18 protein-coding genes are annotated in these 21,431 nt (G+C 63.8%); 12 read left to right on the top strand and 6 right to left on the bottom strand.

Going from position 1 to position 21,431, the window contains the following annotated elements:
* Positions 1-46: 46 nt before the first annotated feature.
* A complete protein-coding gene (mutS, locus tag CIT37_RS39720; RefSeq protein WP_038949491.1) occupies positions 47-2,785 on the bottom strand; it encodes a DNA mismatch repair protein MutS in 2,739 nt (912 codons plus the stop codon).
* A gap of 360 nt (positions 2,786-3,145) precedes the next feature.
* Here mutS and pcaF point away from each other — a divergent pair, with 360 nt between their 5' ends.
* From pcaF to CIT37_RS39690, 6 genes are all read left to right on the top strand, one after another.
* Entirely contained in the window at positions 3,146-4,354 is a 1,209-nt protein-coding gene (gene pcaF, locus CIT37_RS39715) for a 3-oxoadipyl-CoA thiolase (RefSeq protein WP_095424933.1), read from the top strand.
* A 137-nt stretch (positions 4,355-4,491) separates the two neighbouring features.
* A complete protein-coding gene (locus CIT37_RS39710) occupies positions 4,492-5,385 on the top strand; it encodes a dioxygenase family protein (protein WP_095424932.1) in 894 nt (297 codons plus the stop codon).
* Positions 5,386-5,479: 94 nt separating this feature from the next.
* On the top strand, positions 5,480-6,181 hold the full coding sequence (pcaH, locus tag CIT37_RS39705) for a protocatechuate 3,4-dioxygenase subunit beta (protein ID WP_028139622.1): 702 nt from the start codon (positions 5,480-5,482) through the stop codon (positions 6,179-6,181).
* Positions 6,182-6,784 carry a protocatechuate 3,4-dioxygenase subunit alpha gene (pcaG, locus tag CIT37_RS39700; RefSeq protein ID WP_095424931.1) on the top strand — a complete coding sequence of 201 codons (603 nt, stop codon included), beginning with the start codon at positions 6,182-6,184 and terminating at the stop codon, positions 6,782-6,784. It abuts the gene before it with no gap.
* A 251-nt stretch (positions 6,785-7,035) separates the two neighbouring features.
* Complete coding sequence (locus CIT37_RS39695) at positions 7,036-8,724, top strand: methyl-accepting chemotaxis protein (protein WP_028139624.1); 1,689 nt, start codon at positions 7,036-7,038, stop codon at positions 8,722-8,724.
* Positions 8,725-8,772: 48 nt separating this feature from the next.
* Positions 8,773-9,864, top strand: a complete 1,092-nt coding sequence (locus CIT37_RS39690; RefSeq protein WP_028139625.1) for a phosphotransferase — start codon at positions 8,773-8,775, stop codon at positions 9,862-9,864.
* Between the two features lie 189 nt (positions 9,865-10,053).
* On the opposite strand, the gene CIT37_RS39685 is transcribed toward CIT37_RS39690, so the two are convergent.
* From CIT37_RS39685 to CIT37_RS39675, 3 genes are read right to left on the bottom strand one after another with little or no spacing between them, the layout of a single operon-like run.
* Positions 10,054-11,610 (bottom strand): MDR family MFS transporter, encoded by a 1,557-nt coding sequence (locus CIT37_RS39685; protein WP_095424930.1) that lies wholly within the window; start codon positions 11,608-11,610, stop codon positions 10,054-10,056.
* A gap of 17 nt (positions 11,611-11,627) precedes the next feature.
* Positions 11,628-12,791 carry an HlyD family secretion protein gene (locus CIT37_RS39680; protein ID WP_095424929.1) on the bottom strand — a complete coding sequence of 388 codons (1,164 nt, stop codon included), beginning with the start codon at positions 12,789-12,791 and terminating at the stop codon, positions 11,628-11,630.
* Positions 12,784-13,266 carry a MarR family winged helix-turn-helix transcriptional regulator gene (locus CIT37_RS39675; RefSeq protein WP_095424928.1) on the bottom strand — a complete coding sequence of 161 codons (483 nt, stop codon included), beginning with the start codon at positions 13,264-13,266 and terminating at the stop codon, positions 12,784-12,786. The genes CIT37_RS39680 and CIT37_RS39675 overlap by 8 nt, the downstream gene beginning before the upstream one ends.
* A 156-nt stretch (positions 13,267-13,422) precedes the next feature.
* On the opposite strand from CIT37_RS39675, the gene CIT37_RS39670 reads away from it, so the two are divergent.
* From CIT37_RS39670 to CIT37_RS39655, 4 genes are all read left to right on the top strand, one after another.
* Positions 13,423-13,917 (top strand): Fur family transcriptional regulator, encoded by a 495-nt coding sequence (locus tag CIT37_RS39670; protein WP_038949500.1) that lies wholly within the window; start codon positions 13,423-13,425, stop codon positions 13,915-13,917.
* A gap of 35 nt (positions 13,918-13,952) precedes the next feature.
* Positions 13,953-14,906: a DMT family transporter gene (locus CIT37_RS39665; protein ID WP_095424927.1), complete on the top strand. Its 954-nt coding sequence runs from the start codon at positions 13,953-13,955 to the stop codon at positions 14,904-14,906.
* A gap of 12 nt (positions 14,907-14,918) precedes the next feature.
* Entirely contained in the window at positions 14,919-16,202 is a 1,284-nt protein-coding gene (ispG, locus tag CIT37_RS39660; RefSeq protein WP_095424926.1) for a flavodoxin-dependent (E)-4-hydroxy-3-methylbut-2-enyl-diphosphate synthase, read from the top strand.
* 245 nt (positions 16,203-16,447) lie between these two features.
* Entirely contained in the window at positions 16,448-17,344 is an 897-nt protein-coding gene (locus CIT37_RS39655) for a TauD/TfdA dioxygenase family protein (RefSeq protein WP_038949501.1), read from the top strand.
* On the opposite strand, the gene CIT37_RS39650 is transcribed toward CIT37_RS39655, so the two are convergent.
* Positions 17,345-18,067 (bottom strand): helicase domain-containing protein, encoded by a 723-nt coding sequence (locus CIT37_RS39650; protein WP_152036307.1) that lies wholly within the window; start codon positions 18,065-18,067, stop codon positions 17,345-17,347.
* Positions 18,068-18,069: 2 nt separating this feature from the next.
* Positions 18,070-19,152, bottom strand: coding sequence for a hypothetical protein (locus CIT37_RS39645; protein WP_152036306.1), 1,083 nt, complete (start codon positions 19,150-19,152; stop codon positions 18,070-18,072).
* Between the two features lie 99 nt (positions 19,153-19,251).
* On the opposite strand from CIT37_RS39645, the gene CIT37_RS39640 reads away from it, so the two are divergent.
* On the top strand, positions 19,252-20,589 hold the full coding sequence (locus CIT37_RS39640) for a Rieske 2Fe-2S domain-containing protein (RefSeq protein WP_095424924.1): 1,338 nt from the start codon (positions 19,252-19,254) through the stop codon (positions 20,587-20,589).
* 3 nt (positions 20,590-20,592) lie between these two features.
* Complete coding sequence (locus CIT37_RS39635; RefSeq protein WP_038949502.1) at positions 20,593-21,408, top strand: N-acetylmuramoyl-L-alanine amidase; 816 nt, start codon at positions 20,593-20,595, stop codon at positions 21,406-21,408.
* Positions 21,409-21,431 lie beyond the last annotated feature (23 nt).

Here is a 21,431-nt window from a genome sequence, read left to right as displayed (position 1 = left end):
CGGACGTGGTGGGTTACGCCTTCGGCGAACCCACCCTACGGCACCGTCACTGCTTCGGCAGCTTGGCCTTCAACGCATACAACGCATCCAGCGCCTCGCGTGGCGACATCTCGTCCGGATGCAGCGCCTTCACGGCTTCCATCAAGAGGTCCGCCTCGCTCGGCGGAGCGGCTTCGGCGGCCGCGCGCGAGGGCACGGCGAATAGCGGCAGGTCGTCCACCAGCGCGCGCGCGGTCTGGCCGCGGTCCTGCGCCTCCAGCTTGGAGAGCACCGACTTCGCGCGCGTGATCACGGCCGGCGGCAGGCCGGCGAGCTTGGCCACCTGGATGCCGTAGGAGCGGTCGGCCGAGCCCGGCAGCACCTCGTGCAGGAATACGACATTGCCCTGCCACTCCTTCACCCGCACCGTGGCGTTGAACATCCGCGGCAGCTTGGCCGAGAGCGCGGTCAGTTCGTGATAATGCGTGGCGAACAGCGTGCGGCAGCGATTGCTTTCGTGCAGATGCTCGATCGCGGCCCAGGCGATCGAGAGACCGTCGAAGGTCGCGGTGCCGCGACCGATCTCATCCAGGATCACGAGCGAGCGCTCGCCGGCCTGGTTCAGGATCGCCGCGGTCTCGACCATCTCCACCATGAAGGTGGAGCGGCCGCGGGCGAGATCGTCGGCGGCGCCGACGCGGGAGAACAGGCGGTCGATGATGCCGATCCGCGCCCGCGTGGCCGGCACGAAGCTGCCGATCTGGGCAAGAAGGGCGATCAGCGCGTTCTGGCGCAGGAAGGTCGATTTACCGGCCATGTTGGGGCCGGTGAGCAGCCAGAGCTGGCCGGACTTTTGCGCCGGGCTTGGTGAGAGGTCGCAGGCATTGGCGATGAACGGCTCGCCATTGCGCTTCAGGGCCTGCTCCACCACGGGATGGCGGCCGGCCTCGATCGCAAAGCCGAGCGAGTCGTCCACATCCGGTCGCACATAATTGTCGTCGACCGCGAGTTTTGCCAGCGAGGTCGCGACGTCGAGCAAGGCGAAGGCGTGGGCGGCGGCGCGTAGATCGTCGCTGATCGCCATGGCCTTGGCTGACAGCCGCTCGAAGATCTCGAGCTCGAGCCCGAGGGCGCGGTCGCCGGCATTGGCGATCTTGGCTTCGATCTCGCCGAGTTCCGAAGTGGTGAAGCGCACTTGGCCCGCCAGCGTCTGGCGATGGATGAAGGTGGCGTTCAGCGGCGCCGACATCAGCTTGTCGCCGTGCTGCGCGGTGACCTCGACGAAATAGCCGAGCACGTTGTTGTGCCGGATCTTGAGGCCTTTCACGGACGTCGTGTCGGCGTAGCGCGCCTGCATCGAGGCCACGACGAGACGCGAGGCATCGCGCAGGTTTCGGGCTTCGTCGAGCGCGGGCTCATAGCCCTGTCGAACGAAGCCGCCGTCGCGCTTGATCAGCGGCAGCTGCTCGTCGAGCGCGCTGGCGAATTCGGATGCGAGCTCGCGCGACGGTCGCTGCAAGGCCGCCATCACCGCCGCGATCTCCTGCGGCGGCTGATCGAGTTCGCCAAGCCGCGCCAGCACCTGGTCGGCGGCGACGATGCCGTCGCGGATGCCTGCGAGGTCGCGTGGGCCGCCGCGTCCGACCGACAGACGCGCCAGTGCGCGCGACATGTCGGGCGCACCGCGCAGGATGCTGCGGATGTCTTCGCGCGCAGCTGAATCGGCGACAAAGGTGCTCACCGCATCGAGCCGGCGCGCGATCGCGGGAGCGTCCGTCAGCGGCGCGGCCAGGCGTTGGGCAAGCAGGCGCGAGCCCGCCGAGGTCACCGTGCAGTCGATCGCATCGAGCAGCGAGCCGCGGCGTTCGCCGGCGAGGGTTCGCGTCAGTTCCAGATTGGCGCGCGTGGCCGGGTCGATCGCCATCGTTGCGCCCGAGGCTTCGCGCGCGGGCGGCGACAGCGGCGGATGCTTGCCGACCTGGGTGCGGTCGACATAGGTGACGGCTGCTGCTGCTGCGGTGGCCTCCAGCCGCGTCAGCTGCGCCAGCCCGTCCATGGTCGCGACGGCAAAGTAATCGCACAGCCGCTTCTCGGCGGTGGCGCCGTCGAAGACGTCGCGCGTCAGGGGTGTCACGGCCGGCAGCTCGCGCAAGGTCTGTCCGAGCTCGTTGTCGTTATAGAGCGCGTCGGTGACGATGGCCTCGTTCGGGTTGATGCGCGCCAGCGTTGCGGCGAGCTCGCCGCCCGAGCATTCCATCACGGTGAACTCGGCGGTCGAGATGTCGATCCAGGCGAGGCCGAAGCGGTCGCCGCCGGCAGAGGAGCGGGCGCGCGCGATCGCGAGCAGATAATTGTTGGCGCGGGCATCGAGCAGCGTGTCTTCGGTCAGCGTGCCCGGCGTGACCAGCCGCACCACGCCGCGGCGGACCACACTCTTGTTGCCACGCGCCTTCGCGGCAGCGGGATCCTCGGTCTGCTCGCAGACCGCGACGCGGTGCCCGGCCGAGATCAGGCGGTGCAGATAGTCCTCGGAGCGCTCGACCGGCACGCCGCACATCGGGATGTCGGCGCCCTGATGCTTGCCGCGCTTCGTCAGCACGATGCCGAGCGTCCTGGAGGCGATCTCGGCGTCCTCGAAGAACAGCTCGTAGAAGTCACCCATCCTGTAGAACAGCAGTAGGCCCTGATGCGCCGCCTTGATCTCCAGGTACTGTTCCATCATCGGCGTCACGCGCGCGATGGCTTCCGCTGGCGAGGTGGGCGCTTCGTCGGGGGGCGGCACAGGTATCGGCTGTTGTACTGTCATGGGCGGCGCAACCTACAAAATTTCGCCTGAGCGTCCTATTGGTTTGGCTTGGAAGGGCGGGTTTTCCACGCTGTCCGCATGGCGGGATATGGGCGCCACATTCCGGTCGTCATTCCGGGATGCGCCGTCAGGTGCAGGCCCGGAATCCATAACCCCGGCTCGTGGTTATGGATTCTCAGGTGCGCAATGCGCACCATAGCTCGCGACTTCGTCGCGCCCCGGAATGACGACTGAGTTTCATGGTCATCGGTCGAATGCGCCACCCGCGAAACCGTCAATTGACCTGCTGCGGGCGCCCTCCTAAAACTCCGGCGTCATTGAAGAATTCTGGCCGAACCGCGGCATTCAGGGAGAACAACGATGCGTGACGTCTTTATCTGCGATGCCGTGCGGACTCCGATCGGCCGCTTCGGCGGCTCGCTCGCCAAGGTGCGCGCCGACGATCTGGCCGCTGCCCCGATCAAGGCGCTGATGGCCAAGCACCCCAATCTCGACTGGGCGCAGGTGGACGAAGTCTTCTTCGGCTGTGCCAACCAGGCCGGCGAGGACAACCGCAACGTCGCCCGCATGGCGCTCCTGCTCGCAGGCCTGCCGGATTCGGTTCCCGGCCAGACGCTCAACCGGCTCTGTGCCTCCGGCCTCGATGCGGTCGGTGCGGCCGGCCGCGCCATCCGCTCCGGCGAGATCGAGCTCGCCATTGCCGGCGGCGTCGAATCCATGACGCGTGCGCCGTTCGTGATGGGCAAGGCGCAGGAAGCCTTCTCGCGTTCGGCCGAGATCTTCGACACCACCATCGGCTGGCGCTTCATCAATCCGCTGCTGAAGGCGCAGTACGGCGTCGATGCCATGCCGGAGACCGGCGAGAACGTCGCCGAGGAATTCCAGGTCTCACGTGCCGACCAGGACGCCTTTGCCATCCGCTCGCAGCAGCGCGCAGGCAAGGCGATCGCGGCCGGCTATTTTGCGGAAGAAATCATTCCGATCACCATTCCCGGCGGCAAGGCGGGTCCTGTAACCGTCGACAAGGATGAGCATCCGCGTCCCGAGACCACGCTCGAAGGTTTGGCAAAACTGAAGACGATCGTGCGCAATCCCGGCACGGTGACCGCCGGCAACGCCTCCGGCGTCAATGACGGCGCCGCCGCCATGATCCTGGCTTCGGAAGCTGCGGTGAAGAAGCATGGCCTGACGCCGCGCGCGCGCATCCTCGGCCTTGCCTCGGCCGGCGTGCCGCCGCGCATCATGGGCATCGGTCCCGTGCCCGCGACCCGCAAGCTGATGGAGCGGCTCGGCAAGAAGATCAGCGATTTCGACCTGATCGAGCTCAACGAGGCCTTCGCCTCGCAGGGCATTGCCTGCATGCGCCAGCTCGGCGTCGCTGACGATGCGGATTTCGTCAATCCGCATGGCGGCGCCATCGCGCTCGGCCATCCCCTCGGCATGAGCGGCGCGCGCCTCGCGCTCACCGCCGTCCACGGCATGGAGAAGCGCGGCGGCAAGCTCGCGCTCGCCACCATGTGCGTCGGCGTCGGCCAGGGCGTCGCGGTCGCGATCGAGAAGCTGAACTGACGGTCCACGCAGTGGACCGTCATCCCGGGGCAGCCCGAAAGGGCTGAACCCGGGATCTCGAGATTCCGGGCCTGGTCCTTCGGACCATCCCGGAATGACAGTGTTGGCGTTACGCGGGTCGCTTCAAGGACCGTCCCATGATCATCGAGCGCGAGCAGGACGTCACGGCCGCGGCCCTGGCGGTGATGGAGCGGACATCGGATCCGCGCATGCGCCAAATCATGATCTCCCTGGTCAAGCATTTGCACGGCTTCGTGCGCGACGTCCGCCTGACCGAGAAGGAGTTTCGCGATGCCACCGCTGTCATCGCCGAGCTCGGCAAGCTGACCACCGATACGCACAACGAAGTGGTGCTGATGGCGGGCTCGCTCGGCGTCTCGCCGCTGGTGTGCCTGCTCAACAACGGCGATCAGGGCAATACGGAAACCGATCAGTCGCTGCTCGGGCCGTTCTGGCGGCTGAACTCGCCGCGGGTCGAGAATGGCGGATCGATCGTCCGCTCCGAGACCCCGGGTGCGCCGCTATTCGTGAACGGCCGCGTCGTGGACAAGGACGGTCGTCCGGTCGTCGGCGCCGAGGTCGATGTCTGGCACGCCTCTCCGGTCGGCCTCTACGAGAACCAGGATCCCGACCAGGCCGATATGAACCTGCGTGGCAAGTTCACGACCGACCAGGACGGGCGCTTCTCCTTCCGTTCGGTAATGATGATCGGCTATCCCATTCCGACGGGCGGCGTGGTCGGCCGCCTGCTGGAGGCGCAGAGCCGCCATCCCTATCGCCCCGCGCATCTGCATGCCCTGATCCTCAAGCCGGGCTTCAAGGTCCTGATCTCGCAGGTCTACGATCCCAACGATCCCCATATCGACAGCGACGTGCAGTTCGGCGTGACACAGGCGCTGATCGGCAAGTTCCTGCGCCATGACGCGCCACATCCGACCGAACGGGAGGTTGCGACGCCCTGGTATTCGCTCGACCATGTCTACCGGCTCGAAGTCGGGGAAGCCGTACTGCCGCGTCCGCCGATCAAATAGGGCTCAAACCCGCTTCCCCCAATTAGTTATATCCTATAATGATTGGCGGAATCGTTGTCCGGCCGGACCACAATGGCCGGGGAGGAGTTCGTCCATGACATTCATCTATCCCACTGACAGCAACAAGGCGCATCCGCTGCCGCTGTCGCCCGACTACAAGAGCTCGATCAAGCGTGCGCCGAACAAGCCCTTGATCCCGATGCGCCATACGTTGTCGGAGCTGACAGGCCCGGTCTACGGCCACGAGACCGTCCGCAAAGGCGACAACGACCTCACCACCCAGCACAAGGGCGAGCCGATCGGCGAGCGCATCATCGTGCACGGCCATGTGCGCGACGAGGACGGCCGCGGCGTGCCGAACTCTCTGGTCGAGATCTGGCAGGCCAATTCCTGCGGCCGTTACGTCCATGTCCGCGACCAGCATCCGGCGCCGCTCGATCCGAATTTCACGGGGGCCGGCCGCACCGTGAGCGATGCTGCCGGCTACTACCGCTTCGTCAGCATCAAGCCGGGCGCCTATCCCTGGGGCAATCACCACAATGCCTGGCGTCCCGCGCATATCCATCTGTCGGTGTTCGGCCATTCCTTCGTCACGCGCCTCGTGACGCAGATGTATTTTCCGAACGATCCGCTGTTCCCGTTCGATCCGATCTTCAACTCGGTGCCGGACGAGAAGGCGCGGGCGCGGATGGTCTCCTCGTTCGATCTCGAGAACACCCAGCCCGAATGGGCGCTGTGCTACCGCTTTGACGTCGTGCTGCGCGGCAAGAACGCCACCCCCATGGAGAATCACTAAGTGCAGGATTCTGTGACGCCAGACGGGATCACCCCATCGCAGACGGTCGGCCCGTTCTTCAAATACGGCCTGACGCCGAACGGCGAATACGCCTGGAACGACGCGTTCACCAACTCGACACTCACGCCAGACGTCACCGGCGAGCGCATCCGCATCGAGGGGCGTGTGTTCGACGGTGACGGCGTTGCCGTGCCAGATTGCATGCTGGAGATCTGGCAAGCGGACGCGCAGGGTCGCTTTGCCGACCCGCAGGACAAGCGTGCGCTGCCGAATGCGAGCTTCCGCGGCTTTGCCCGTTGCGGCACCGACAAGGACGGCAATTACGCGTTCGAGACCATCAAGCCGGGCACGGTGCCTGATCCCGATGGCAAGCCACAGGCGCCGCACATCCTCCTTGCGGTGTTCGGCCGCGGCATGCTGCGGCATCTCTACACCCGGATCTATTTCAGCGACGAGGCCGGCAACGCCGCCGACCCCGTGCTGGCGCTGGTGCCCACCGAGCGCCGCCCCACGCTGACTGCGGTGCGCGAAGCCGGCAAGCCCGTCTACCGGCTCGACCTGCGGCTCCAGGGCGACAACGAGACAGTGTTCTTCGACGTGTGAGGCAATGCGTGCCGGGGAGGCTTGATCCTCGGCACGCACGTCTCATCTGGCGCATCGAAGCCGAGGTTGCCTCCGGCCGAAACGATTCGCACGTGTGTGCGTCAGCCTCGCTGACTCAAATACCGATGGCTTGACGGCAAATTCCCGTAGTTATGCGGAGTTCGCGAGATACAATTTCGGCGCGAAGCAATCCCGTATTTACCGTATTCGTCTAGGGTGGCTGCAGTTTCGACGCCGCCCCGGATTGTTTCATGAAATTTCGTCTGTCCTTGTCCTCTGCGATCATTGCGTTCGGCATCGTTCTCGCCATCGGTTTTGCCGCCGTGGTTTCGACCAGCCTCTATGCCTTGAAAGAGCTCAAGGTCGGCGGTCCGCTCTACTCCGACATCAAGCTCGGCAACGACCTCATCGCGGACATTCTGCCGCCGCCGGAATATGTCATCGAGGCCTATCTCGAGGCGACGCTGGCCATGCGCGAGCCGGACCAGCTGGCGGCCCACGGCGAACGTCTGGTCCAGCTCCGCAAGGACTACGACGAGCGCAAGGCGTTCTGGGTCACCTCCAGCCTCTCGGCCGACCTGAAAACGGCGCTGGTGTCCAAGTCCGACGCCGAGGTGCAGAAGTTCTGGAAGGCGTCCGACCAGCTCCTGCCGGCCCTCAAGGCCAAGGACGCCGCTGCGTCCGAGCGCATCTATGCGCAGCTGAAGGACGCCTACACCGCGCATCGCGCCGTGATCGACAGCATCGTCGAGAACGCCAACAAGCAGAATGCCGCCATGGAAAAGCTGGCGGCGGACCGCGACAGCTCGATGCTTTATATCCTCCTCGGCGTCTCCGCCGCTGTCCTGGCTTTCGTTGCTGCGGGCCTGCTCGGCGTCGCCCTCGGCGTGGTGCGCCCGATCGTGCGCATGACTGATACGATGCAGAAGCTTGCGACCGGCGATCTCGCCGCCGACATTCCTTTCGCTGACCGAAAGGACGAGGTCGGCTCGATGGCGGGGGCGCTTGTGGTGTTCAAGCAGGCGGCGGTCGAGAATTCCCGCCTGCGCGAGGAGCAGTTGCGGCAGGAGCAGGAGGCGGCGCTCGCCAAGCGCTCCGCCCTGCACCAGATGGCCGAGACCGTCGAGCGCGAGACCGGCCGATCGGTCGACACCGCCGGCGCAGCGACGCAAGGCGTCGAGCGGGCGGCGTCCAGCCTGTCGGAGATCGCGAAGTCGCTCTCCGCACAGTCGCAGGCGGTCGCGGCGGCCTCCACCCAGGCCCTCGGCAGCTCGCAGGCCGTCTCGGCCGCGGCCGAAGAGCTCAGCGCCTCGATCCGCGAGATCGCAAGCCAGGTCGTGCGGACCAGCACCGTCACAAAATCGGCTGTCGCCGGCCGCGAGCAGGCGCGTTCGACCATCCAGGCACTGGCCGGATCGGTGAAGAAGATCGCCGAGGTCTCCGACCTCATCGGCGGCATCGCCGGCCAGACCAACCTTCTGGCGCTCAACGCCACGATCGAGGCCGCCCGTGCGGGCGAGGCCGGCCGCGGCTTCGCCGTGGTCGCCGCCGAAGTGAAGTCCCTGTCCGACCAGACCGCCAAATCCACCGAGGAGATCACGCGGCTAATCACCGAGATTCAGGCCTCGACGCAGGCCGCGGTCGATGCCGTCGAGACCATGGGGGGCCACATCGTCGAGATCGACGGCGTGGCGACCTCGGTTGCCGCCGCAATGGAGGAGCAGGACGCCGCGACGCGGGAGATCACGCGGTCGATTTCCGAATCGGCGTCGGCGGCGAAGGAGGTCTCGGCCAAGATCGGCAATGTCAGCCGCGACGCCGCTTCCGTGAACGAGCGCGCCGCCGAGGTCAGGCAGGCGATCGCCGGCATGGCGGCCAATCTCGAACAGCTCCGGTCGGTCGTGGTGCGGACCGTGCGCGACTCGACCGAGGCGGCTTGAGCGCGGCATCGGACCGGCGGCTGGTGCGTGGGGTCATGATCGTGCAGTATGGCGCGGGACAGGGGCATCGTGAATTTCATGACACCTCCACAACTGCCTGATGTCGTTGAGCCCGCCCGACTGACGGCGGCACTGCGCAGGGGCGGCGTGCTGGATGCCGGCGCCGTGCGCGAGGTGAAGGTGCTGCATCAGCGCGACACCGTCGTGTCACATATCGTGCGTCTCGGCCTGCGCTATGTCGGCGAATCCGGCGGCGCGCCGCAGACACTGATCCTGAAGACGCCGCATGCCGATTTTGCCAAGACGCTCGCGCATGGTGGCCGGCACGAAGTGGCCTTCTATGCGAAACTTGCACCGAATATGCCGCCGGGGCTGGTGCCGCGTTGCTTTGACGGACAGTTCGATGAGGAAAATGTCAGTTGGCATCTGCTGCTCGAGGATCTCACCGATAGCCATGATGTCGCGGCCCAGTGGCCCCTGCCGCCGTCTCGCGAACAGGCGCTGGCGATCGTCACGACGCTCGCGAGCTGGCACGCGGCATGGTGGGACCACCCAAGTCTCGGCGACACCGTCGGCAGTTGGATGAGCGCCGATGATACGTCAAGGTTGATGGAGACCTTTGCTGGCCACTATGATCGTTTTGCCGATCTTCTCGGCGACCGCCTGAGCGAAGAACGACGCATCCTCTATCGACGGTTCATTGAGCAGTCGGATCGTTTGCTTGAGCGCTATCATTCCCATCGACATCTCTCTATTGCCCACGGCGATGCCCATACTTGGAATTTCCTCCTGCCGCGCGCGGACATCGCCGACACCGTGCGCATTTTCGACTTCGACCAGTGGCGCATCAACGTGCCGACCCACGATCTCGCCTACATGATGGCGACGCAATGGTATCCGGAGCGCAGGCAGACGCTCGAGCGCCTGCTGCTCAACCGTTATCATGAGACCCTGATCTCGCACGGCGTCAGCGGCTACACGCGCGGCGCACTTGACCAGGACTATCGCCGATCGGTGCTCTGGCACATCACCAAGCCGGTCTGGCAATGGAGCATCAACCTTCCGCCGCTGATCTGGTGGAACAATCTGGAGCGGATATTTGCGGCCGTGGATGATCTGGGCTGCGAGGAGTTGTTGTAGGGGTCGCGCCGCATATTCAGTGTCGTCCCTGCGAACGCAGGGACCCATAACCACAGGGAGACGTTTGGCGCGAGACTGGTAATTCAGAGTCTTCGCCAAACTACTCCCTGTGATTATGGATCCCGGATCTGCGCTCCGCTTCGCTGCGCTTGTCCGGGATGACAGTGGAGATTGGTGGTCGACCGCGTCCTACTCCATCACCGCATGTTCCGGTCCGGCCGCCTGCTTGCGCAGCGTGGCCTTGGTCGAGCCGATCAGCAAGGCGAGCGGGATGGTGCAGAGGATGAAGAACATCACCAGCTGATAGTCGTAGGCGAAGGCGATGATCTGCGCCTGCACGCTGACCATCCTGTCGGCCATGGCGCGGCCGGCGTCGGTGGAGAGGTTGATCATGCCGCTGACGCTGGGCATCTGGAGCGCGTGGTTGAACGGGTTGATGTGCTCGGACAGGATCGCATAGGTCCGCCGCGTCCCCTGCGTCAATTGGGCGATGACGACGGAAATGCCGACCGAGCTCGCGACGTTGCGCATCAGGGTCAGCATCGCGGTGCCGTCAGTGCGCAGATCGTTCGACAGCGTCAGGAACGCCACGGTCGAGAGCGGCACGAAGACGAGGCCGAAGCCGAAGCCCTGGACGACGCTGACGGTGACGATCTCCGGCACTTGGGTCAAATCGGTCCAGCCGGTCATCTGGAACAGCGAGCCCGCGGTCAGCGTCAGGCCGGCGACGATCAGCGTGCGCGCCTCGAAATAGCGCATCATGCGGCCGACCAGCATCATCGCGAAGAAGGTGCCGAAGCCGCGGCTCGCCAGCAAGAGGCCGGCGGTGATGATGGGATAGCCGATCACGTTCTGCATATAGGGTGAAGCCAGCGCCATGGTCGAGAACAGCACGAGCCCCATCACGATCATGAACACGCAACCGGTGACGAAGTTGCGATCCCGAAACAGCGCGAACCGGATGAACGGCGTCGAGGTCGTGAAGGAGTGCGCGAGGAAGAAATAGAAGGCGACGGCCGAAACGATGAACTCCGCGAGGATCTCATTGGATTCCAGCCAGCCCAGCTGCTCGCCGCGGTCGAGCGCGAGCTGAAGCGAGCCGATCGCGACCGCCAGCGCGGCGAAGCCGAACCAGTCGAATCTGAGGCTGAGATTCTTGTCCGTCTCGTCCATGAAGACGATCAGCCCGAGCACGGTGATGAAGCCGAACGGCAGGTTGACGAAGAACACCCAGTGCCAGGAATAAGTCTCGGTCAGCCAGGCGCCAAGTGATGGACCCATGATCGGACCCATCATCACGCCCATGCCCCAGATCGACATCGCCTTGGCGCGTTCCTGGAGCGTGTAATAGTCGAGCATCACCGATTGCGACAGCGGCACCAGAGCGGCGCCGAACACACCTTGCAGCAGGCGGAACAGCACCATCTGGTTGATGTCCTGGGCGAGGCCGCACAGCACCGAGGCCATGGTGAAGCCGGCCGAGCAGATGATGAAGATGCGCTTGCGGCCGAAGCGGTTGGCGACCCAGCCGACCGGCGCCGTCATGATCGCAGCGGCGACGATGTAGGAGGTCAGCACCCAGTTGATCTGGTCCTGCGAGGCCGACAACGTGCCCTGCATGTAGGGCAGGGCGACGTTGGCGATGGTGGTGTCCAGCGCCTGCATGATGGTCGCGGTCATGGCGCAGATCGTCACCATGTTCCGGCGCAGGCCGGGGACCATCAGGCTGGCATTGGGACCGGACATCGGGTCAGTCCTTGCGTTCAGTCTTTATCCTGGCTCGCTGTCGCCGACAGGCCGAGCAGGCCGGCGAGCGAGCGCTGATGGCCGGTGTCGATGGTGGCGTAGACGCTCATGCCGGCCTTCAGCTTCCGCACATATTTGTCGGTCTCGTCGAAATAGATGCGGATCGGCACGCGCTGCACCACCTTGACGAAATTGCCGGTAGCGTTCTGCGGCGGCAGGATCGCGAATTGCGCGCCGGTGCCGGGCGAAAGCGAGCCGATCTTGCCCTTGAAGACGTGGTTCGGGAACGCGTCGACCTCGAGCGTGACGGGCTGTCCTTCGGTGACGTGGGTGAGGTCGCTCTCCTTCGGATTGGCGTCGACCCAGGGGTGGGCGACGTCGATGATGGAAAACACCGGCGTGCCGGCGGCGACATAGCGGCCGAGCTGGATTTGCTCGACCTGCGTCGCCACGCCGTCCATCGGCGCGCGCAGCACGGTGTGGTCGAGGTTCCGCTGGGCATCGTCCAGCTTGGCCTTCGCCTGGGCGTAGGATGGGAATTGCTCCAGCGGCAATTCGGGGTCGCCGAGCAGCTGCGTCTTGGCGTTGGAGAGCTGTTGCTTGATGTATTGCGCCTGCGCGCCGGCGGTGACCAGCGCATTCGAGGCATTGTCGAGATCGAGCTGCGAGCCGTAATTGTTCTTCACCAGCGCCTGCTTGCGCTCGACGTCGCGCTGCTTCAAATCGATGCCTTGCTGGGCAAGGCCCAGCATGTCGCCATAGATCTTGATGTTGGCGACGAGGTTGTCGTAAGTCGTGCGGGCCTGCGCGAGCTGCGCCTTGGCTTCGTCCACCGCGTGGCGAAACGGAGCGGGGTCGATCTCGAACAGCTCGTCGCCCTGCTTGACGGACTGGCCTTCCTTCACGACGACCTTCTGGATCTTGCCGGAGATGTCGGGCGTCACCAGCACCTTCTGCGCGCCGACATAGGCGTCGTCGGTGCGGACATAGCGGCCGCCATGCAGGTAGAAGGTGATGCCGCCGATGGCGGCGATGACAGGCAGCACGACCAGGAGCAGGAAGCGGCGGTAACGCCGCAGACCCGCGACCAGGCGGCGGCGCGGATCGGTGCCGGCCTTCTTGGTGGGCTTGCCGCTGTCGGTCTTCTGCTCGGGCTGGAACTTGAGGACTTGGTCAGCCATAGCGCTGCTCCTTACGCGCCTGTTCCGCGCCGCTGGTCTGGATCGCGGTACGCACGTTTTCCTTGATGGTTTCGAGCTGGGCCAGGAGGCGATGGGCGTCCGCCGGCGTGATGCCGTCAAGTGCGTTGGCGGTGAGCTCGGACTTCAGCCCGCCCATCCGGCCCAGCAATTGCCGGCCGGCCTTCCTCAGATACAGGCGCTTGACGCGGCGGTCCGAAGCGTCGCTGCGGCGCTCGATCCAATCATTGTCGCAGAGCTTGTCGATCAGGCGGGTCAGCGTGATCGGCTGCATCTCGAGCAGCTCCGCGAGTTCCGACTGCTTCATGCCCTCGCTGCGCTCGACCTTGGCCAGCACCGCCCATTGCGCCCGGGTGATGCCGAACCGCGATGCCTCCTTGTCGGCATAGACGCGCAAGAGGCGGTAGAGCTCACCGAGCGTGAACAGGAAGTTCTGGTCGACGGACCCGCGGGTCATAAGCTTGGTCTCCAATAAGCTTGGGATATAATAAGCAAGCTTATGATTATTCCATGGCGGATTATCAGGATGCTGTCCCGCAGCGCGAGCATGGCTGGCAGCCGGTCGCAGGGTCGTGCTTTGGGTTCCCGGGCTCAAATGCTAGAACGTGGCCGCATGACCCTCGCAAAGCCGGCATTTCCCGCGCCTGACCACGATCACGGCCGCTGCACCGCGGATGCGCTGGCGCACGCCGAGGAGGTCTGCAAGCAGCGCGCTCAGAAATTAACGCCGATACGCCGTCAGGTGCTGGGGGCCTTGCTCTCCAGCCACCGCCCGCTCGGCGCCTATGAGGTGATCGACGAGCTTGCCAAATCGATATCGCGGCCGGCGCCGATCACGGTCTATCGCGCGCTCGATTTCCTGATGGCCAACGGCCTCGTGCACCGCATTGAAAGCCGCAATGCCTACCTCGCCTGTGCCGCCCACGACCACGACGCGACCTCGGCGGTGGCGTTCCTGATCTGCGAGCGCTGCGGCCTGGTCGGAGAGATCCCGTCGGCATCCTTCGCCGGGGATCTCAATGCTGCGGCGCGCAGCTCGGGCTTTGCGCCTAAATTGTCCGTGGTGGAGATCACGGGCGTCTGCACCCATTGTCAAAAAGCTGCATAGAGCAACAACGGCGCAAAGCCGGTAATCGGGAAGAGATGTCCTCGCCACAAGCCAACTATTCCGCCGCACGTCCCCTCAGTGCCGGCGCCATCGCCCTGATGCTCATGCTGTGCCTGACCTGGGGGTTCAACCAGATCGCGGTGAAGCTGGTGCTGCCTGACATTCCGCCGATGCTGCAGGCCACGATCCGCTCGGCGGGCGCGCTGCCGGTGCTGTTCCTCATCGGCACGCTTCGCGGCGTCAAATTCTTCGAGAACGATGGCACGTGGAAGCCGGGCCTGATTGCCGGGCTGATGTTCGGCATCGAATTCGTGCTGATCTTCCAGGGGCTGCGTCTCACCTCAGCCTCGCGCGCGGTGGTGTTCCTCTACACCGCGCCGTTCTTCGTCGCGCTCGGCTCTTATCAGGTGCTCGGCGAACGGCTTGTCGCCTCGCAATGGCTGGGCCTCGCCATCAGCTTTGCCGGCGTCGCCCTCGCGATTGGCGTGCCGCAGCCCAATGTCGATTCGCATGTCCTGCTCGGCGACCTCATGATCGTCGGTGGCGCCGCGCTGTGGGCGGCGACGACACTGGTCGCCAAGGGCACAAGGTTGCGGTTCGCCGCGCCCGAGAAGGCGCTGGGTTATCAGGTGGCGATCTCGATCCCGATCCTGGGACTGGCGGCATGGCTGTTCGGCGAGACCATCACGCATACCCCGGCGCCGCTGTCGCTCGGCCTGATGGCCTTTCAGGCGATCTGGGTGGTTGGAACCACGTTCACGCTTTGGTTCGCGCTGGTGAAGGCCTATTCGGCCAGCAAATTGTCGGCTTTTACCTTCATCACCCCTTTGTTTGGCGTCGTCGGTAGCTATTTCATCATGCACGACACGCTAAGCTTGGCGTTCGGGGCGGCTGCCGTCCTTGTAATTGCTGGGCTTTTTCTGGTTAACCGTCCCAGCCAAGTCGCTGCGGCGCCGCGCGATGCATTGCTGAACGTCACCAAAACCTGATATTTGGACCCCATGAACAAGCCCGAAACCACCATCGATTCCGACATCGCGGGGCCTGCGCCGCGCCATCATACCACCCAGGTCAAGGTCGGCGACGTCGCCGTCGGCGGCGGTGCGCCGATCGTCGTGCAGTCGATGACCAACACCGACACCGCCGACATCGACGGTACCATTGCCCAGGTCGCAGCGCTCGCGCGCGCCGGCTCCGAAATGGTCCGCATCACCGTGGACCGCGAGGAAGCCGCGGCCGCCGTGCCGCACATTCGCGACGGCCTCGCCAAGCGCGGTATCACCACGCCGTTGATCGGCGACTTCCACTATATCGGCCACAAGCTGCTCGCGGCCTATCCGGCCTGCGCCGAGGCGCTCGCCAAGTACCGCATCAATCCCGGCAATGTCGGCTTCAAGGACAAGCGCGACACCCAGTTCGCCGACATCATCGAGATCGCCAACAAGAACAGCAAGCCGGTGCGCATCGGCGCCAATTGGGGCTCGCTCGATCAGGAGCTGCTGACCAGGCTGATGGACGAGAACGCCGCCTCGGCCAATCCGCGCGACGTGCGCGCGGTGACGCGCGAAGCGATGGTGCAGTCCGCGCTGCTCTCGGCCGCGCGCGCCGAAGAGCTCGGCATGCCCAAGAACCGCATCATCCTCTCCGCAAAGGTCTCGGCGGTGCAGGATCTGATCGCGGTCTATCAGGACCTCGCCAGCCGCTCCGATTATGCCATCCATCTCGGCCTCACCGAAGCCGGCATGGGCTCGAAGGGCATCGTGGCGTCCTCGGCCGCGCTCGGCATCCTCTTGCAGCAGGGCATCGGCGACACCATCCGCATCTCGCTGACGCCGGAGCCCGGCGGCGATCGCACCCGCGAGGTGCAGGTCGGCCAGGAGCTGCTGCAGACCATGGGCTTCCGCACCTTCGTGCCGCTGGTCGCGGCGTGCCCCGGCTGCGGCCGCACCACCTCGACCACGTTCCAGGAACTGGCGCGCTCGATCCAGGATTTCATCCGCGACGAGATGCCGACCTGGAAGACGAAATATCCCGGCGTCGAAGAACTCAACGTCGCGGTGATGGGCTGCATCGTCAACGGCCCCGGCGAATCCAAGCACGCCAATATCGGTATCTCGCTGCCGGGCACCGGCGAAGCGCCCGCCGCGCCGGTTTTCGTCGACGGCAAGAAGTTCCGCACCCTGCGCGGGCCGACCATCTCCGCCGACTTCAAGGCGCTGGTCATCGACTACATCGAGCAGCGTTACGGCCAGGGCGCCAAGGTGCCGGTGACCGCGGCGGAGTGATTTCACTCCGCTAGCGCTCCACACTCCGCTGTCGTCCCTGCGAAAGCAGGGACCCATAACCACAGGGAGTGGTTTGGCGAAGACTCGGAGTTACCAATTTCGCGTCAACCCCCTCCCTGTGGCTATGGGTCCCGGATCTGCGCTTGCGCTTGTCCGGGACGACGAACTGAGTGTGCGGTGCAGATTGCACATCCCTCACCGCGCGCTACGATGGCTCCCAATCAAGAATGATCGGGAGACACGCCATGAGCTCACTCGCCGGCAAGCAGGGCCCGCGCTATCGCCACACGGCCGATGATGGCGCGCCCTATGAGACCATCGCGGTCGAAAAGCTCACCCCCATCATTGGCGCGGAAATATCGGGCGTGGACATCGGCAGGCTCGTCTCCGACGACGCGCGCTCCAACCAGCAGATGGACGAGATCCACCGCGCGCTCGCCGAAAACCTCGTCATCTTCTTCCGTGACCAGCAAATCACGCCGAAGCAGCATCTCGCCTTCGGCCGCAAGTTCGGCGAGCTGCATTTCCATCCCGCCGCGCCGCATGAGGACGAAGACCCGGCGCTGATGAAGATCTACGCCGACAAGAACTCGCCGCGCGCCAACGGCGAGGGCTGGCACTCCGACGTGTCCTGCGATCTCGAACCGCCGATGGGCTCGATCCTCTACATCAAGCAGTGCCCGCCGCGCGGCGGCGACACGCTGTTCGCCAACATGTACGCCGCCTATGAGGCGCTGTCCGACCGCATGAAGGCCTATCTCGATGGCCTCACCGCGCTGCATGACGGCGAGCCGATCTATCGCGGGCTCTATGCGAACTATGGCGTCGCCGACCGTCCGTCCTATCCGAGCGCCGAGCATCCCGTGGTGCGGACGCATCCCGTCACGGCTAAGAAGGCGCTCTACGTCAACCGCGGCTTCACCCGCCACATCAACGGTATCCCGCGGGACGAGAGCGACGCGATGCTCGCCTATCTCTACCAGCACGCCGAGAACCCGCTGTTCCAGTGCCGCTTCCGCTGGACCGAGAACGCCATCGCCTTCTGGGACAACCGCTGCACCCAGCACCGCGCGATGTGGGACTACTGGCCCCACACGCGCTCGGGTACGCGGGTGACGGTGAAGGGGGAGCGGCCGGTTTAATTAGGCAATTGTACCGCTGCTTATAAGCGACTGTGCCCTCGCCCCCTCTATAATGTTGTTCGGCATTGCTCCTTGGTTGATTGCAACAATGAGCCGCGTACGTGCGCGTGTAATTGATAGATACATCTCTCTGAGTACCTGCTGCTCAATAGCGGCCGCTAGCGCCGGATTGTCGACTATTCGAGGAGGAACGAGGCCCTGTTCGAGGCCGACAAGGACCACAGCGTCGAATTCCTGGCCTCCGATAAAATTCGGCCGGCTCAAAACGACAAGAGGCTGATCAGGTGCTAGCCGCTCTCCTCGTTGTGTTAGAACATGGAGCGGAAGTTGCGACGCCACAAATTCTGACCGCAGATCCTCCCAATAAGTTTCGCCATGGCACACTACCGCAATCTGCCGAATGTTCTTCGCTCGTAGTTTCTGCACTGTCTTAACTAGAAAACGACCAAAACTCTTTGCCTCTTCGTTGCATTCCACAATCACCGGCGGAGCTGCCAGAGCCTTCTGCGAAGCCGACAGTCCAACCTCTACCCGTTTGAAATCGGGGAAGTCGGGGCCGAATAGATCCGTCGTCTGCTGGATGACGTAGAACGCCAAATCGACGATCTCCTGAGTAGATCGATGATTTGATGGAAGCTCTTCGTCCTCGATATCAACAATGCCAACCGCTGCTAGTCCAGCAGATGAAAATCCAAAAGGCTCCTGAGCCGCATCTAACGCCAAGGCTATGGGAGCATGCGGAGTCGTTCCCTTCGACAAGAACGGAAATATTCGCCGCTCGTTTTCGTTAAACAACTGAGCTTCATCGATAAATACGAAGTCGTATCCATCGCTCTTGCGCTTGAGCTGCCAAAATCGGGCGAGCCGATGCGGTTATAAACTGCAAGATATCGGGAGAGTAGATCGTGCAAGAATTCCGATCGCAGACAAAGGACTTTGATGGGCTTTGTTCTCTCGAAAGCCCGAGCAGCGGGTAGGAAGGCGGCGGTTTGTTCAAGAGCCTTTTGCCACGAGCTCTCGGTTGATTGCTGCGCGAGGTCGAAAATTTCAATCGATGCAGTCAACGGATAGCGGAACAGAACTATGGAGTGAGATGGGAGGCCGGCATATGCCAGATCTTGTTGATCCGAAGGTAAGAAATGCAAATAGGAGCTGTATGCATTGGTCACCATTTTCTCTTTGATCTTCGGCCAATCATTTCCAAATGCCGTCGACAATTCCCCGGGGGCCACTTCGGAGAGCTCGGGATGAGCAACTAGCTTGACAATCCGTAAGGCCGCCGACGCTCGTCCCAACGCCGTAACCTCTGTTTGGCCCCGTTGCTTTGCCTTCAAATGAGATTCGATAGCATTCATCAGAGCATCGATTTGGTGGGCTTTTGGAGGGACAAAGCTGCCCTCCTTCCAAGGAACATCAATTGCGAGCTGTCCAGCCTTTAGGTAGCCCTGTACGCGCCGATGTAGTTCTGGAAGCGCCCCAAGTGTCGAGAAGTAGGCCCGCACTGGAATGACCGGCAGATAGGTGATTGTCTCAGCTTTTCGTTGGCTAAGATCGCACGCTGGGGTCACGACCAATCCAGTGATCGCGGCTGTTCCCAAAAGACCAGCACATGGCAATCCCTTCCATATGTCACCACAAGAGTGGGCATCGGGGGGCAGCAGATCATAATAGCGACGAGAGCTGAGAGTTCTGTCCGGCAATATGGTCAAGGTCAACTTTCGCAATGCAGCAAGCGGTTGAGGCTGTAATTTGATGCAATCATGGTTGAAGTTGTAGCTCGGTACAATCGAATCCTTGCTCGACGTCAAGTTGCCAAGTGCGCACTGCTCCGCAAGGCTTGTGCGAAGTTGACGCGGGGTGGTGTATACGGCAGGCTTTCAAACATCTGGCTCTCCGGAGGATTTTCCATGCTCCGCGCCGAGGACAATAAATTCCTGACCGAGGCCGGCCCCGGAACGGGCATGGGCGAATTGCTGCGCCGCTTCTGGATTCCTGTCCTGCTCTCCGAAGAGCTCCCTGAACCCGATGGCGAGCCGAAGAAGATCGTCGTCCTTGGCGAGGAACTGCTCGCCTTCCGCGACACGCGCGGTGTCGTCGGTGTCATCGACCAGTATTGCCCGCATCGCGGCGCCAATCTCTGGCTCGGGCGCAACGAAGAGTGCGGCATCCGCTGCGTCTATCACGGCTGGAAATTCGACACCGACGGCCGCTGCCTGGACATGCCGACCTCCTACCCCGACCTCAACGCCAAGGACCTGATCCGCATCAAATCCTATCCGGTGCGTGAATGGGGCGAGATGGTCTGGGCCTATATGGGCCCGCTCGAGGCCATGCCCGAATTGCCTGATCTCGAAATGGCGCTGCTGCCGGCCTCGCACCGCTACGTCAGCAAGAAGTGGCAGGACTGCAACTGGGTGCAGGCGCTGGAAGGCTCGATCGACACCGCGCATTTCACCTTTGCCCATCTCTCCTTCGACAAGGAGGAGAACGAGATCCTGGACATCAAGAAGCACTTTGTGAATCCGATCGCCCGGATGGCGAGCGATCACATGCGCTGGATCGCGGAAGACCCGCGTCCGGTGATCAAGAGCAGCCCGCACGAGGCCGGACTGACCATTGCCGGTGGCCGGCTCACCGGCGGCGACAGCATCTACTGGCGCATCGCGCAATTCCTGATGCCGTTCCACGCCTACGCGCCGAGCGCGATGCCGGGCGAGAGCATTTTTGGCCAGACCTTCGTGCCTGTCACCGACACCAATTGCTGGATCTACACCTATGCCTGGAATCCGGAGCGCCCCATGACGCAAGCAGAGCGCGACGCCTACGACCGCGGCAACGGCGTGATCGCGCAGGTCGACGACCATTACGTGCCGCTGCGCCATAAGGGGAACGACTATCTGATCGACCGCAAGCTCCAGAAGACCCGGAGCTACACCGGCATCAAGGGTGTCTCCGAGCAGGACGCCGCCGTGCAGGACAGCCAAGGGCCGATCGCCGACCGGACCCGCGAGCATCTCGGGCCGACCGATCTCGGCATCATGCATTTTCGCAAGACCGTGATGGATCTGGCGCGGGCGCTGCAGCAGGGTGAGCCGCCTCCGCAGGCGGCGCATCAGGATCGCTATGCGGTGCGCTCGGGCGCCTGCGTCACCAGCAAGTCGAAGGATCTGCCCGCGGTCATGCTCGAACGATTCGGCGATGTCGCGGGCTTCGTCGGCCGGCCACGCATCGCGGCAGCGGAGTAGGATTTGTCGTCAGGGCGGGACATCGTCGCAATTCTCCTGGTGTCGCTGGTCGCGCTATTGCTTCCATCGATCGATGCGGGTCTGGCCGCCCCGGCCCGAAAGGTCGCGAAAGCGAGGCCCAGGCCTTCGCCCGCGCCAGCCAAATGTGAGATGCCGAAATTCCGGATCGTCGTGGATGTCGGGCATACGCCGGACTCCTACGGCGCACTGAGCGCGCGCAACGATCCGGAGTTCGGCTTCAACTTCCGTCTCGCAAGACTCATCACGGCGAAACTCAAGTCCGAAGGCTTTGCCGCAACACGCCTGCTCGTCACGGACGGCAAGGCTCGGCCCAGCCTGTTCAAACGTGTCGGCAGCGCCAATGGGTCGCGCGCCGATCTTTTCCTGTCGATCCATCACGATTCGGTGCCGGACAAGCTGCTCGAGACCTGGGAATTCGATGGCGCGAAGAGCTATTTCAGCGATCGCTTTTCGGGCCACTCGCTGTTCGTGTCGCAGCAGAATTCGCACTTCGCCACCAGCCTGGTGCTGGCCCGGATGATCGGCAGACAGTTGAAGGAGCAAGGCCTGCACTATGCCAGCCAATACACTTTGCCGCTGATGGGCCGTTACCGGCGCCAGTTGCTCGACAAGGATTTCGGCGTCTACCGCTATGACGGGCTCGTCGTCCTCTCGCGGACCAGCAGTGCCGCAGTGCTGCTCGAGGCCGGCTCCATCATCAACCGCGACGAGGAAATGGCGATGAACGCACCCGAGCGGCATGAGACGATTGCGGCGGCCGTGGCGTCGGCCATAGTGGAGTTTTGCGCGAGGCGGTAGTTGCTCCCGCCGTCATTGCGAGC

It is taken from the genome of Bradyrhizobium ottawaense (assembly GCF_002278135.3).
Classification (GTDB): domain Bacteria; phylum Pseudomonadota; class Alphaproteobacteria; order Rhizobiales; family Xanthobacteraceae; genus Bradyrhizobium; species Bradyrhizobium ottawaense.
Note: the sequence above shows the minus strand (reverse complement) of the source record. Positions and strands in the feature narration are given on the sequence as shown.

Coding starts and splice junctions, on each gene's coding strand:
- CIT37_RS39695 (WP_028139624.1), top strand. CDS start 7,036: ATGAAATTTCGTCTGTCCTTGTCCTCTGCGATCATTGCGTTCGGCATC.
- CIT37_RS39665 (WP_095424927.1), top strand. CDS start 13,953: ATGTCCTCGCCACAAGCCAACTATTCCGCCGCACGTCCCCTCAGTGCC.
- CIT37_RS39640 (WP_095424924.1), top strand. CDS start 19,252: ATGCTCCGCGCCGAGGACAATAAATTCCTGACCGAGGCCGGCCCCGGA.
- pcaH (WP_028139622.1), top strand. CDS start 5,480: ATGACATTCATCTATCCCACTGACAGCAACAAGGCGCATCCGCTGCCG.
- mutS (WP_038949491.1), bottom strand. CDS start 2,785: ATGACAGTACAACAGCCGATACCTGTGCCGCCCCCCGACGAAGCGCCC.
- CIT37_RS39710 (WP_095424932.1), top strand. CDS start 4,492: ATGATCATCGAGCGCGAGCAGGACGTCACGGCCGCGGCCCTGGCGGTG.
- CIT37_RS39675 (WP_095424928.1), bottom strand. CDS start 13,266: ATGACCCGCGGGTCCGTCGACCAGAACTTCCTGTTCACGCTCGGTGAG.
- CIT37_RS39690 (WP_028139625.1), top strand. CDS start 8,773: ATGGCGCGGGACAGGGGCATCGTGAATTTCATGACACCTCCACAACTG.
- CIT37_RS39685 (WP_095424930.1), bottom strand. CDS start 11,610: ATGTCCGGTCCCAATGCCAGCCTGATGGTCCCCGGCCTGCGCCGGAAC.
- CIT37_RS39655 (WP_038949501.1), top strand. CDS start 16,448: ATGAGCTCACTCGCCGGCAAGCAGGGCCCGCGCTATCGCCACACGGCC.
- CIT37_RS39680 (WP_095424929.1), bottom strand. CDS start 12,791: ATGGCTGACCAAGTCCTCAAGTTCCAGCCCGAGCAGAAGACCGACAGC.
- pcaF (WP_095424933.1), top strand. CDS start 3,146: ATGCGTGACGTCTTTATCTGCGATGCCGTGCGGACTCCGATCGGCCGC.
- ispG (WP_095424926.1), top strand. CDS start 14,919: ATGAACAAGCCCGAAACCACCATCGATTCCGACATCGCGGGGCCTGCG.
- CIT37_RS39670 (WP_038949500.1), top strand. CDS start 13,423: ATGACCCTCGCAAAGCCGGCATTTCCCGCGCCTGACCACGATCACGGC.